This is a genomic window from Pseudomonas sp. P1.8 (assembly GCF_001269805.1).
Classification (GTDB): Bacteria; Pseudomonadota; Gammaproteobacteria; order Pseudomonadales; family Pseudomonadaceae; genus Aquipseudomonas.
On record NZ_LHVM01000009.1, the window covers coordinates 112,676 to 125,082 of the forward strand.

Sequence of the window (12,407 nt, forward strand, 5' to 3'; positions counted from 1 at the left end):
TCCGAGCGATGAATACCTTGATCGAGGTCCGTGACCTCTCGAAAACTTTCACCCTGCACCAGCAGCACGGCGTGGTCCTCAATGTACTGCGCGGGATCGATTTCAGTGTGGCGGCCGGTGAATGCCTGGTGCTGCACGGTCAGTCCGGTGCCGGTAAAAGTACCTTGCTGCGCACCTTGTACGGCAACTACTTGCCTGCGGGCGGCAGTATTCGCGTGCAGCACGATGGCCAATGGCTGGAGCTGGTGGGCGTCGAGCCCCGGGACATCCTGCAAGTGCGTCAGCGCACGTTGGGTTATGTCAGCCAGTTTTTGCGAGTGATCCCGCGGGTCGCGTGCCTGGACGTGGTCATGGAGCCAGCGCTGGCCCGGGGCTGGTCGAAAGATCAGGCGCAATTGCGTGCCGAATTGCTGCTCAGCCGCCTGAACATTCCGCAACGGCTCTGGCAACTTGCGCCCGGTACGTTTTCCGGTGGCGAGCAGCAACGAGTCAACATCGCTCGCGGCTTCATGGTGGCGTGGCCGGTGATGTTGCTCGACGAGCCGACCGCATCACTCGACGACAACAATCGCCAGGTGGTGCTGGAACTGATGAACGAAGCGAAAAGCGCGGGTGCCGCACTGATCGGCATCTTCCACGATCGCATCGCCCGCGAGGCGGTTGCCGATCGCCATCTCGACATGACCCCAGCCGCAGTCAGCCAAGAGGAATACGCCGATGCCCGTTGAACAGATCCTCAGCAATGCCCAACTGGTCACCGCGGACCGTGTGTTCTACGGCACCGTGGTGCTGCGCGACGGGTTGATTGCCGAGGTCGCCGAAGGTCCGAGTCGCTTGCCCCAGGCACAGGATCTGCACGGTGATTACCTGCTGCCCGGTCTGGTGGAGTTGCACACCGACAACCTGGAGCGCCACATGACCCCACGTCCCGGTGTGGATTGGCCGTCGGTGCCGGCAGTGCTCAGCCACGATGCGCAGATCATCGCGGCGGGCATCACCACGGTGTTCGATGCCGTGTCCATCGGCGACGTGAACCCCAAGGGCAATCGCATGCAGAAATTGCCGGCGATGCTCGATGCCATCTCCAAGGCCTCGGATGCCGGGCTGACCCGCGCCGAACATCGTCTGCACTTGCGCTGCGAGCTGTGCCACCCGGACACCCTCAGCGTGTTTCGCGATCTGGTGGAAAACCCGCTGGTGCAACTGGTGTCGGTCATGGACCACTCGCCGGGTCAGCGCCAATTCGTGCTGGAGTCCAAGTACCGTGAGTACTACATGGGCAAGTACCACCTGACGACGACGCAGATGGATGAGTTCATCACCCTGCAAATGGCCAACTCCCGGCAATACAGTGATCGTTATCGTGCGGCGATTGTCGAACATTGCCAGGCCCTTGGCCTGTCGGTGGCCAGCCATGATGACGCGACCCTGGCCCACGTCGAAGAGTCGGCGCGCTACGGCATGACCATCGCCGAGTTCCCGACCACGGTCGAGGCGGCACGCGGTTGCAGGGAGCGGGACATGCAAGTGTTGATGGGCGCACCGAACATCGTGCGCGGCGGATCGCACTCGGGTAACGTGGCCGCCGCGGATCTGGCTGCCGAAGGCTTGCTGGATATCCTGTCCAGCGATTACTACCCGGCGAGTCTGTTGCAATCGACGTTCGCGCTGGCGGCCCAGAACAATCGCATCGGCCTGGCTGATGCGGTGCGCATGGTCAGCCTGAACCCGGCACGGGCGGCGGGATTGAATGATCGGGGCGAAATTGCGCCTGGCTTGCGCGCTGATCTGGTGCAGGCGCGCAGTCAGGACGGTATGCCGGTGGTCCAGCAAGTATGGCGAAAAGCGAAGAGGGTGTTTTGATGGCGGGCAGGTTGATCTATCTCATCGGACCCTCAGGGGCGGGCAAGGACAGCCTGTTGGATGCAGCACGCGAACGATTGGCCGAACGCGGCTGCCGTATCGTGCGGCGGGTCATCACCCGTTCGGCCGAGGCGGTGGGCGAGGCCGCAATGGGCGTCAGCCCGCAGCAGTTCACCGAGATGGAAGCTCAGGGCGCGTTTGCCCTGAGCTGGCACGCCAATGGCTTGTCCTATGGCATCCCGCGGGAAATCGACGACTGGCTGAAGTCGGGGCAGGATGTGCTGGTCAACGGCTCACGCGGGCATTTGCAGAATGCCCGTGAGCGCTACCCGCACATGCTTGTGGTGCTGTTGACCGTGGAACAGGCCGTGTTGTGTGAGCGCCTGCTGGCACGAGGGCGAGAGTCCATAGCGGAAATAGACTCACGACTGGCACGCAATGCCCGGTTCAACCAGCGCGTACTCGCCGACAATGACCCGACGCTGCACGTACTCGATAACTCCGGGGCGCTGGAGAACACAGTGGATCGTTTGCTTGCCTGCATCGATGAGCCTTGCGCATGCGCCTGATGTTGCTCGGTACCGGCGATGCGCGACAGGTTCCGGTCTATGGCTGCGAGTGCGTGGCTTGCGACCGGGCGCGTCATGATCAGCGCTTGCTGCGTCGACCATGCAGTGCGCTGATCGAGTGTGGCGATCAACGCTGGTTGATCGACAGTGGTCTGCCAGACGTGTGCGAACGTTTTGCGCCACGCAGCTTTAACGGCATTTTCCAGACCCACTACCACGCTGATCACGCCCAGGGCTTGTTGCACCTGCGCTGGGGGCAGGGGCTGGTCATTCCGGTCCATGGTCCCGTGGACCCGGAGGGCCTGGCCGACCTCTACAAGCACCCCGGTATTCTCGATTTCAGCCAGCCGTTCGAGCCCTTTGAAACACGCTCCTTCGGCACGCTGACCGTTACCGCGCTGCCGTTGCTGCACTCCAGACCGACTCTGGGCTATTTGCTGGAAGGCGAGGGGCGGCGGATTGCCTACCTCACTGACACCGTGGGATTGCCCCCGCATACGACGGCCTGGCTGCAACGTCAGACGTTGGATTTGCTCGTGCTGGACTGCTCGATGCCGCCGCAACCCCAGGCGCCGCGCAATCACAATGACCTGAACCTGGCCTTGCAGTGCATCGAGGAGTTGCAGCCGACGTCAGCGGTATTGACCCACGTCGGGCATACGCTCGATGCATGGTTGATCGAGCATCGCGAAGAGCTGCCGGGCAATGTCAGTGTCGGGTTTGATGGGTGTGTGCTGTAAAAAGATCGCAGGCTGCGCCAGCTCCTACAGGGCCATATGCACGACCAACGTAGGAGCTGGCGCAGCCTGCGATCTTTTGATTTTGATTCCAGATCCAGATATTCCCGGCGCAGTGACCGCCGGCGATACGATTCCGATGCCGATTTCGGATGTCAAAAGCCGCTCCTCGTTAGGGGGCTACGCCGTCGCCAAGGAGTCTTTCTGCGAAAAACTCAAGAATCGCAACAACGCCAACAGGGGAAACGCACTGCCAACGATCACGATCCACAACCAGCCACCGTGCTCGTACACCGCGCTGGCCACTGAAGAACCGAAGGCGCCACCGATGAAGATGCTGGTCATGTACAGCGCATTCAGGCGGCTGCGGCTTTTGGAATCGAGGGCGTAGACCGCGCGTTGGCCGAGGACCATGTTCATTTGCACGCAGAAGTCGAGCACTACGCCGGTCACGGCCAGGCCGATTACGCTGTAGGCCGGGTGGATGAACGCAGGCAAGAAACTCAGACTGGCGAACAGCAGGGCCAGCAATGAAGCCGTGCGGGTGTGACCGGCATCGGCGAGGCGACCGGCGATGGGCGCGGCGATGGCACCGATGGCCCCGACCAAGGCGAAAATCGCGATCTGGCTTTGCGACAAGCCATGATTACGCGCCAGTTCCAGCGGCACCGCAGTCCAGAACAGACTGAACGTGGCGAACATGCAGCCTTGGTAAAACGCACGCTGGCGCAGCACCGGTTGCTTGCGCAACAGCGTCCATAGCGACCCCAGCAGTTGGCCATAGGATGCACTGTGATCGGGTTGGCGCTTTGGAATGGTCACGGCCAGGATGATGCTGATCGCTGCCATCAACGCCGCGGCGATCACGAACATGGCACGCCAGCCGAAATGATCGGCTACCACGCTGGATACCGGACGGGCCAACAGAATCCCCAGTAACAAGCCGCCCATGATGCCGCCGACGATGCGGCCGCGAGACGCTTCCGGCGCCAGGTTCGCGGCCAGTGGAATCAGGATCTGCACCGACACCGAACTGAACCCCACCAGCAGCGAAATCAACAAGAACACATTGGGCTGATCGGTGAACGCTGCACCCAGCAGGCTGGCAATCGCCACTATTGTGGTGATGATCATCAGCCGACGGTTCTCCAGCAAATCGCCCAGCGGCACCAGGAAAAACAGGCCCAGCGCATAACCGATCTGGGTCAGCGAAACAATCAGGCTGGCCATGGTGTTGGTCAGTCCAATGTCCGGGGCAATCAGACCGATGATCGGCTGTGCGTAGTAGATGTTGGCCACAATGGCGCCGCAGCAGAAGGCGAACAGCAGCACCATGCCTGGGGTCATTGTCGCGGTGCCATGGGGCACCTGGGTTGCTGGATTCATGACGTGTCTCGCTGAGCAGAAGGGAATGCGCGCAGGCTGGAAGCCTGACTGAAACGGCGGAAGAGTGATTGGCGTGCTACCGGTCATTGCGTTGTGCAAGGCGTGATGAACGAGCGCGAGAGGGTCAGCCTCGCGACAGAGGCGTTGAACAGGAATGATACATTCACTTACATCTTGTTCGATAGCATGCTTATGTTTCTCTTTCGAACGATGTGTGACCGGCCATCCGAAGAAATGCCCACCTTTGCCTGGCAACTAAAATCAACAGGGGGATCACTTCAACGCATCCTTATAGCGGGAGTATCACGATGAAAATCGTATCTTCGCTGGCGTTGGTGGTAGCGATTGGATCGATCTGCGGGTGCTCGACAGTGCCCGACAGTCAAGTCACCAACGTTCCCCTCAACGCTACACCCATCAACGCCGGGAATATCGCCCGGCCTATCATGATGGCCGACGGTAATGCCACGGTGTTCTGGTTCGCTGTCAGCGGCGAAAGCATGGGCAGTGCCTTGCCGGGTCGTTTGCAGGCCTACATCTACTCGGGAAGCTGTGCGAATCTGGGTGCCAAACCGGTGTATGACATGAACGACGGCCCGAATGCGCGGTTCTATTCTGCGGCATCGCACCAGTATTTCTGGAAAAGCGCACCGGTCGCCTACGAGACGCTTCGGGCGGGAGGCTATTCGTTGGTGGTGCGGGAAAGTCCGGCCGACGGCAACCAGAATATTTTTTGCGGGAGCCTGAGCTAAAAGACACCGAGCCCTGTAGGAGCGAGCATGCTCGCGAAAAAGCCAAGGGCGTCGCGGGCTGTCTGGTTTCAAGCGTTATCGTTTGCGATCTTCGCGAGCATGCTCGCTCCTACAGGGGTCAGGTTGTATCCATGAAAAAGGCGGCCTGTGCAGGCCGCCTTTTTTTATGCCGATCTGCGCTTACTGACCGGTGTAGATCTGATCGAAAACGCCACCGTCATTGAAGTGGGTCTTCTGCACGGTGCGCCAGTCGCCGAAGGTCTTTTCAACCGACAGGAAGTCGACTTTCGGGAAGCGGTCGGTGTATTTCGCCAACACGGCCGGGTCACGCGGACGCAGGTAGTTGGCGGCGGCGATCTCCTGACCTTGCGGCGACCACAGGTACTTCAGGTATTCCTCGGCAGCGGCGCGGGTGCCTTTCTTGTCGACGGTTTTGTCGACCACCGACACCGGCGGCTCGGCTTCGGCGGAGACGCTTGGGTAGATGACTTCGAACTGATCGCGGCCGAACTCGCGGGCAATCATTTCCGCTTCGTTTTCGAAGGTCACCAGCACGTCGCCGATCTGGTTGGTCATGAAAGTGGTAGTGGCGGCGCGGCCACCGGTGTCCAGGACCGGCGCTTGCTTGAACAGCTTGCCGACGAAGTCCTTGGCCTTGCTTTCATCGCCGCCGTTTTTCAGCACATAGCCCCAGGCCGACAAGTAGGTGTAGCGACCATTGCCCGAGGTTTTCGGGTTCGGGACGATGACTTGCACGCCATCCTTGAGCAGGTCGGGCCAGTCTTTCAGGGCTTTCGGGTTGCCTTTGCGGACGATGAACACGGTGGCCGAGGTGAACGGTGCGCTGTTGTTCGGCAGGCGCGTCACCCAGTTTTCCGGGACCAGTTTGCCGTTGTCGGCAAGTGCATTGATGTCGGTCGCCATGTTCATGGTGATCACGTCAGCCGGCAGGCCGTCGATAACCGAACGCGCCTGTTTGCTGGAACCGCCGAAGGACATCTGCAAGGTGATGTTTTCGTTGTGTTCGGCTTGCCAGTGCTTTTGGAACGCAGTGTTGTAGTCCTTGTAGAAATCGCGCATCACGTCGTAGGAAACGTTAAGCAGGGTCGGTGCGGCCTGAGCCACGCTGGTCAATGCCAGGCCAGCGGCCAGAAGTGAGGCGCCAAAGAGTTTTTTCACTGCGCATTCCTTGTTGTGCAGGAGCTGCCGCAGGCTGCGATCTTTTGATTTTGCCTTCAAAGATCAAAAGATCGCAGCCTGCGGCAGCTCCTACGGGTTATTAGTCTTTTATTCCAGCCAGCGACTATAGCCGGGGACGGATAGTCCTTTAAAGATTAAAAAGCTCTTTGCTTATTCCAGTTTTTTAAACAATGCATTGCCGCACCGGGAACAGAACGCGGCACCGTGTTCGTGACTGTTTTTCCGGCACACAGGGCAATCGTGTTGCAACTGTTCGCCACGCATCGCGTTGGCCAGTTCGGCGGTGAAAATGCCGGTGGGTACCGCGATGATCGAATAACCGGTGATCATCACCAGCGACGAGATCACCTGGCCCAGGGGTGTCTTGGGCACGATGTCGCCGAAACCCACGGTCGTCAGGGTCACGATCGCCCAGTAGATGCCTTTGGGTATGCTGGTGAAACCGTGTTCCGGGCCTTCAATCACATACATCAGGGTGCCGAATACTGTCACCAGGGTGCAGACGCTGACCAGAAACACCACGATTTTCTGCTTGCTGCCGCGCAGCGCCGACATCAGGTAGTTGGCTTGCTTGAGATAAGGGCTGAGCTTGAGCACGCGGAAAATCCGCAGCATCCGGATGATCCGGATAATCAGCAGGTACTGCGCATCGGCGTAATACAGCGCAAGGATACCGGGCACGATTGCGAGCAAGTCCACCAGTCCATAAAAGCTGAAGGCGTAGCGCAGGGGCTTGGGCGAGCAGTAAAGGCGCAGGATGTACTCGCCGAGGAAGATGACCGTGAAACCCCATTCGATATAGGCGAGTACATCGGCGTAGTTTTTGTGAATGCTGTCGATGCTGTCGAGCATCACGATTACCAGGCTGGCGAGGATGATCAACAGTAAAATGCCGTCGAAACGCCGGCCAGCCTGGGTGTCGCTTTGGAAAATCATGACGTAAAGGTCTTCACGCCAGTTTTTGTTGCTGTCCATGGATTGCGCCTGACTCGATGATCAGCGCAGCCTAGGTTGATTCTCCTCCAGAGTGCAAGGCGTATGGCTGACAGGGGCCTTGGCAAACATTTGAACCACGCAGCGCACCAGCCAGCAGGCAAGAATGAACGGCGCAGTCAGGGTTGGCAGACCGATGGCGGCAAACATCGGTGTCAGCACCAGCGCTAGCACTATGCCAACCAGCGGCAGCCACGGCTGTTGGCGCTGCGAGCTGAGGGCAAGGGCGGCGAGCACGGCGTTATAGCCACCGAGGCCGAGCAGCGCGGTATAGAAGTCGTGTTGCAACAGGCTCCAGCCCATGCCGGCGACAGACGCCAACAGCGCCCAACAGAATGCGCGGCGATCGGCGATCAGCAAACCCGCGACAATCATCGCCCCGGCCAGCGGATGACCCAGGAACATCACCTGGCCGATGCCTTTGAGTGGCGCGGCGAGCATGTTCAGCGTGCTGACTTCGATCAAGCGAGCGTCTGTCGAGGGAGTGGCGAAGCACAGCAGCATCCAGCTCAGCACGACGAAGGGTGTGGTGTAGGCGGGCAGGTATTGGCTGACCCGCACGCGCTTGAGCCACTGTTGCGTGATCATCGCGCTCAGGCCGCCAGCAGCCAGAATCAGCGGCGGCATCATGGCCGACCAAGGGAAATACAGGCTCAGCAAAAGTCCGAGCAATACGCCGTTGTAGCTGTACAACCCGGCTTGACGATCAGTCTTTGCATAGTTGCGACGTTGCGCGGTGAGCAGCCCGGCGACGCCGCCGAGTAATGCGCCGCCCAGCAAGGCGGGCGCGGTGAACAGGATGGCCGAAAGAATCAGCAATCCACACAGCGGATTGCGCTGGAGGAATATTTGACTGAAGCCGTTGAGCAAAGCCTCGGCCCAGTCGGGGCAGTGGGTGTTGAAGTGGTTGGCAGGCATGGCAGTTCTGAAAGGTCGGTGAAACCGAGTCACCTCCATCGCCAGCAGGCTGGCTCCCACACTGAATCTCTGTTCAGTCTTGATTCCGTGATCGACACAAAACCAATGTGGGAGCCAGCCTGCTGGCGATGAGGCCGGTATGGGCGCTCTAGATCAACGTCTCGATACGCAATGAGTTAGTCGATCCCGGTTGACCAAAGGGCACACCGGCAGTGATCAATAATGTATCGCCGCGCTGGGCCATGCCCTGGGCCTGAGCAATCTCCAGTGCCGTCGAGCACACTTCGTCCACTTGACGCAGGCGATCATTGACCACCGAATGCACGCCCCACGCCACAGTCAGTCGGCGTGCGGTTTGCAGATTTGGCGTCAGATTGAGGATCGGCACCGTCGGCCGTTCCCGCGCTGCACGCAGGCTGGAAGTACCCGATTCGCTGTAGTTCACCAGCACCGCCACCGGCAGCACATTGCTGATGCGGCGAATCGCGCAGCTGATCGCATCGGAAACAGTCGCCTCGGCTTTTGGCCGGCTGACATCCAGTTGCGCCTGATAGTCCGGACCGTTTTCCACCTGGCGGATGATCTTGCTCATCATTTGCACGGCTTCAAGTGGGTACTCACCGGACGCGGTTTCTGCCGACAGCATCACCGCGTCGGCACCTTCGGCCACGGCGTTGGCCACATCGGTGACCTCGGCGCGGGTTGGCGCGGGAGAGAAGCGCATCGACTCCAGCATCTGAGTGGCGACCACCACCGGTTTGCCGAGTTCGCGGCAGGTGCTGATGATGTTTTTCTGGATCTGCGGCACGCTCTCGGCCGGCACTTCCACGCCCAGGTCACCACGGGCGACCATGATCGCGTCGCTCAATTCGGCGATCTCGCGCAGTTGTTCCACCGCCGACGGCTTTTCGATTTTCGCCATCAGGAAGGCTTTGTCGCCGATCAGCGTACGGGCTTCGCGAATGTCGTCCGGGCGTTGCACGAATGACAGCGCCACCCAGTCGACACCCAACTCCAGACCGAAGCTCAGGTCACGGCGGTCCTTGGCAGTCAATGGGCTGAGGTCGAGCACCGCTTGCGGTACGTTCACGCCTTTGCGGTCCGACAGTTCGCCGCCATTGAGCACCGTGGTGTCGATGGCGTCGGCGTATTTGGTGACCACACGCAGGCGCAGCTTGCCGTCGTCCAGCAGCAGGTCCATGCCCGGCTCCAGCGCGGCGATGATTTCCGGGTGCGGCAGGTTGACCCGGCGTTCATCGCCCGGTGTGGCGTCCAGATCCAGGCGCAAAGCCTGACCTCGCACCAGTTGGATCTTGCCTTCAGCGAATTTGCCAACCCGCAGTTTCGGACCTTGCAGATCCATCAGGATACCCAGCGGATAATTCAGCTGACGCTCGACTTCACGGATCCACTGAAAACGCTGGGCATGGTCGGCATGATCGCCATGACTGAAATTCAGGCGAAAGATGTTCACCCCGGCCTGCACCAGCTCACGGATGTCGTCGATTCCGTTGATGGCCGGGCCAAGGGTGGCGAGGATTTTGACCTTTTTATCAGGCGTCATGATGTTGGGCTCTCGAGGATCAGAATGGCGCGGAAATCGTTGACGTTGGTGCGGGTCGGCTCGGTGACGATCAGCGCGTCGAGCGCCTCGAAATAGCCGTAGCCATTGTTGTTGTCCAACTCGTCGCTGGTGCTCAAACCCAGGGCGGCGGCGCGGGCGTAGCTGTCTGGGGTCATGATCGCGCCGGCGTTGTCTTCGGAGCCGTCGATGCCGTCGGTGTCGCCGGCCAGCGCGTAGACGCCGGGCAGACCTTTGAGGCTGTCGGTCAGGCTCAGCAGGAACTCGGCGTTGCGTCCGCCACGGCCATTGCCGCGCACGGTCACGGTGGTTTCACCGCCCGAGAGAATCACGCAAGGTGCCGCCAATGGCTGGCCGTGCTGGACGATCTGCCGCGCGATGCCGGCATGGACTTTGGCCACTTCGCGGGATTCGCCTTCCAGGTCGCCGAGGATCAGCGGGCTGAACCCGGCCTGGCGGCATTTCACCGCCGCCGCTTCAAGCGATTGCTGTGGGCGGGCGATCAGTTGGAAATGACTGCGCGCCAGACTCGGATCGCCGGGTTTGACCGTCTCCGATTCCGGGCTTTGCAGCCAGGTGCGCACCGAGGCCGGTACGTCGATGTTGTAACGCTTGAGGATCGCCAGCGCTTCGGCGCAGGTGCTCGGGTCGGCCACGGTGGGGCCGGAGGCGATGACCGTGGCGAGGTCGCCCGGCACATCGGAAATCGCATAGGTATAAACAGTGGCAGGCCAGCAGGCTTTGCCCAGGCGCCCGCCCTTGATCGCCGAGAGGTGCTTGCGTACGCAGTTCATCTCGCCGATGGTCGCGCCGGACTTGAGCAGGGCTTTGTTGATGGACTGCTTGTCGGCCAGGGTGATGCCTTCGGCCGGCAGTGCCAGCAGGGCAGAGCCACCGCCCGAGAGCAGGAAAATCACGCGATCGCTTTCGTTCAGGTCGCTGACCAGTTCCAGCACGCGTTTGGCGACGGCCAGGCCGGCTGCATCGGGAACGGGGTGAGCCGCTTCGACCACTTCGATTTTTTCGCAAGGTGCACCGTGACCGTATCGGGTCACGACTAGGCCGGATACTTCACCCTGCCAGCAACGCTCGACCACCTGGGCCATGGCGGCGGCGGCTTTACCGGCGCCAATGACAATGACGCGACCCGTGCGATCGGCAGGCAGATGGGCTTCGAGGACTTGTTGCGGATGCGCCGCGTCGATGGCTGTGGCAAACAGCTCGCGCAGCAATTGTTGCGGATCGACCGACATGGCGGGCTCCCGGAATTCTTGTTATTGGGATTGACGTTGGAGCAGTGCTGAATGGATCGCTGGCAGGCCAGCGCCTACAGGGTTTCATCGGCCTCTGTAGGAGCTGGCTTGCCAGCGATCCAGGCGCCTCGGTGCTTCAGATACACCGAGGCGATTTTGTCGCGAGCAAGCTTGCTCCTACTTGCGAATCGAGAAGTTCGCCATGTGTTCCAGGCCCTTGATCAGCGCCGAGTGGTCCCAGTTACTGCCACCGATGGCCGCGCAGGTGCTGAACACTTGCTGAGTGTTGGCGGTGTTCGGCAGGTTGATGTTCAGTTCCTTGGCACCTTGCAGGGCCAGATTCAGGTCCTTCTGGTGCAGGCTGATGCGGAAACCTGGGTCGAAGGTGCCCTTGATCATGCGCTCGCCGTGCACTTCGAGGATCTTCGACGAAGCGAAACCGCCCATCAGTGCTTCGCGCACCTTGGCTGGATCGGCACCGTTTTTCGAAGCAAACAGCAGGGCTTCGGCCACGGCCTGGATATTCAGCGCAACGATGATCTGGTTCGCCACTTTCGCGGTTTGACCGTCGCCATTGCCGCCGACCAGGGTGATGTTCTTGCCCATGGCCTGGAACAGCGGCAGGGCGCGTTCGAAGGCATCGGCGTCGCCACCGACCATGATGCTCAGCGTCGCAGCCTTGGCACCGACTTCACCGCCGGACACTGGCGCGTCGAGGTACTGGGCGCCTTTTTCGTTGATTTTGGCAGCGAAAGCCTTGGTGGCGGTCGGCGAGATCGAGCTCATGTCGATCACGACTTTACCTTTGCCTACGCCAGCAGCGATGCCGTCGGCACGGAACAGCACGTCATCGACCTGCGGGGTATCCGGCACCATGACGATGATGAATTCGGCTTCCTGTGCCACTTCGCGCGGGTTCGCCAGTGCGACGGCGCCAGCGGCGACCAGGTCGGCAGGGGCGGCGTCGTGGTGCGCCGACAGGAACAGGCTGTGACCGGCTTTCTGCAGGTTCGCCGCCATTGGGTGGCCCATGATGCCGGTGCCGATAAATCCGATTTTAGCCATGAGAAAATCCTCGTTGTATTTGTTTTTGTAGGAGCCGGCTTGCTGGCGATCCAGGCGAGACGGTCTGTCTGATACACCGCGGTGATGCC

At 60.5% G+C, this 12,407-nt stretch carries 12 protein-coding genes; 5 read left to right on the plus strand and 7 right to left on the minus strand.

Annotated elements, in window-relative coordinates; all coding sequences use genetic code 11:
• Positions 1-8 precede the first annotated feature (8 nt).
• The 4 genes from phnL to phnP are packed head-to-tail and all read left to right on the plus strand — an operon-like array spanning position 9 to position 3,172.
• The gene (gene phnL, locus AD668_RS08030; protein WP_053156726.1) at positions 9-728 is read left to right on the plus strand and encodes a phosphonate C-P lyase system protein PhnL; all 720 of its coding nucleotides are present in this window, start codon (positions 9-11) and stop codon (positions 726-728) included.
• The gene (locus AD668_RS08035) at positions 718-1,863 is read left to right on the plus strand and encodes an alpha-D-ribose 1-methylphosphonate 5-triphosphate diphosphatase (protein ID WP_053156729.1); all 1,146 of its coding nucleotides are present in this window, start codon (positions 718-720) and stop codon (positions 1,861-1,863) included. Before phnL ends, AD668_RS08035 begins: the two co-directional genes overlap by 11 nt.
• Positions 1,863-2,432, plus strand: a complete 570-nt coding sequence (gene phnN / locus AD668_RS08040) for a phosphonate metabolism protein/1,5-bisphosphokinase (PRPP-forming) PhnN (protein WP_053156732.1) — start codon at positions 1,863-1,865, stop codon at positions 2,430-2,432. The genes AD668_RS08035 and phnN overlap by 1 nt, the downstream gene beginning before the upstream one ends.
• Entirely contained in the window at positions 2,423-3,172 is a 750-nt protein-coding gene (phnP, locus tag AD668_RS08045; RefSeq protein WP_053156735.1) for a phosphonate metabolism protein PhnP, read from the plus strand. Before phnN ends, phnP begins: the two co-directional genes overlap by 10 nt.
• 177 nt (positions 3,173-3,349) lie before the next feature.
• On the opposite strand, the gene AD668_RS08050 is transcribed toward phnP, so the two are convergent.
• Entirely contained in the window at positions 3,350-4,555 is a 1,206-nt protein-coding gene (locus AD668_RS08050) for an MFS transporter (RefSeq protein ID WP_053156737.1), read from the minus strand.
• Between the two features lie 308 nt (positions 4,556-4,863).
• Here AD668_RS08050 and AD668_RS08055 point away from each other — a divergent pair, with 308 nt between their 5' ends.
• Complete coding sequence (locus AD668_RS08055; protein ID WP_053156740.1) at positions 4,864-5,307, plus strand: hypothetical protein; 444 nt, start codon at positions 4,864-4,866, stop codon at positions 5,305-5,307.
• A 180-nt stretch (positions 5,308-5,487) separates the two neighbouring features.
• Here AD668_RS08055 and AD668_RS08060 read toward each other — a convergent pair whose 3' ends face one another.
• The 6 genes from AD668_RS08060 to AD668_RS08085 form a co-directional block, all read right to left on the minus strand.
• Complete coding sequence (locus tag AD668_RS08060) at positions 5,488-6,486, minus strand: sulfate ABC transporter substrate-binding protein (RefSeq protein WP_053157084.1); 999 nt, start codon at positions 6,484-6,486, stop codon at positions 5,488-5,490.
• Positions 6,487-6,657: 171 nt separating this feature from the next.
• Entirely contained in the window at positions 6,658-7,482 is an 825-nt protein-coding gene (locus AD668_RS08065; protein WP_053156743.1) for an ion transporter, read from the minus strand.
• A gap of 21 nt (positions 7,483-7,503) precedes the next feature.
• The gene (locus AD668_RS08070) at positions 7,504-8,418 is read right to left on the minus strand and encodes an urea transporter (protein ID WP_053156746.1); all 915 of its coding nucleotides are present in this window, start codon (positions 8,416-8,418) and stop codon (positions 7,504-7,506) included.
• A gap of 148 nt (positions 8,419-8,566) precedes the next feature.
• On the minus strand, positions 8,567-9,982 hold the full coding sequence (pyk, locus tag AD668_RS08075; RefSeq protein WP_053156749.1) for a pyruvate kinase: 1,416 nt from the start codon (positions 9,980-9,982) through the stop codon (positions 8,567-8,569).
• The gene (locus tag AD668_RS08080) at positions 9,979-11,253 is read right to left on the minus strand and encodes a glycerate kinase (protein ID WP_053156752.1); all 1,275 of its coding nucleotides are present in this window, start codon (positions 11,251-11,253) and stop codon (positions 9,979-9,981) included. The genes pyk and AD668_RS08080 overlap by 4 nt, the downstream gene beginning before the upstream one ends.
• Before the next feature lie 177 nt (positions 11,254-11,430).
• Entirely contained in the window at positions 11,431-12,318 is an 888-nt protein-coding gene (locus AD668_RS08085; RefSeq protein WP_053156755.1) for a 2-hydroxy-3-oxopropionate reductase, read from the minus strand.
• Positions 12,319-12,407 lie beyond the last annotated feature (89 nt).

Coding starts and splice junctions, on each gene's coding strand:
- AD668_RS08055 (WP_053156740.1), top strand. CDS start 4,864: ATGAAAATCGTATCTTCGCTGGCGTTGGTGGTAGCGATTGGATCGATC.
- phnN (WP_053156732.1), top strand. CDS start 1,863: ATGGCGGGCAGGTTGATCTATCTCATCGGACCCTCAGGGGCGGGCAAG.
- AD668_RS08065 (WP_053156743.1), bottom strand. CDS start 7,482: ATGGACAGCAACAAAAACTGGCGTGAAGACCTTTACGTCATGATTTTC.
- AD668_RS08050 (WP_053156737.1), bottom strand. CDS start 4,555: ATGAATCCAGCAACCCAGGTGCCCCATGGCACCGCGACAATGACCCCA.
- AD668_RS08070 (WP_053156746.1), bottom strand. CDS start 8,418: ATGCCTGCCAACCACTTCAACACCCACTGCCCCGACTGGGCCGAGGCT.
- AD668_RS08080 (WP_053156752.1), bottom strand. CDS start 11,253: ATGTCGGTCGATCCGCAACAATTGCTGCGCGAGCTGTTTGCCACAGCC.
- AD668_RS08085 (WP_053156755.1), bottom strand. CDS start 12,318: ATGGCTAAAATCGGATTTATCGGCACCGGCATCATGGGCCACCCAATG.
- phnL (WP_053156726.1), top strand. CDS start 9: ATGAATACCTTGATCGAGGTCCGTGACCTCTCGAAAACTTTCACCCTG.
- AD668_RS08035 (WP_053156729.1), top strand. CDS start 718: ATGCCCGTTGAACAGATCCTCAGCAATGCCCAACTGGTCACCGCGGAC.
- phnP (WP_053156735.1), top strand. CDS start 2,423: ATGCGCCTGATGTTGCTCGGTACCGGCGATGCGCGACAGGTTCCGGTC.
- pyk (WP_053156749.1), bottom strand. CDS start 9,982: ATGACGCCTGATAAAAAGGTCAAAATCCTCGCCACCCTTGGCCCGGCC.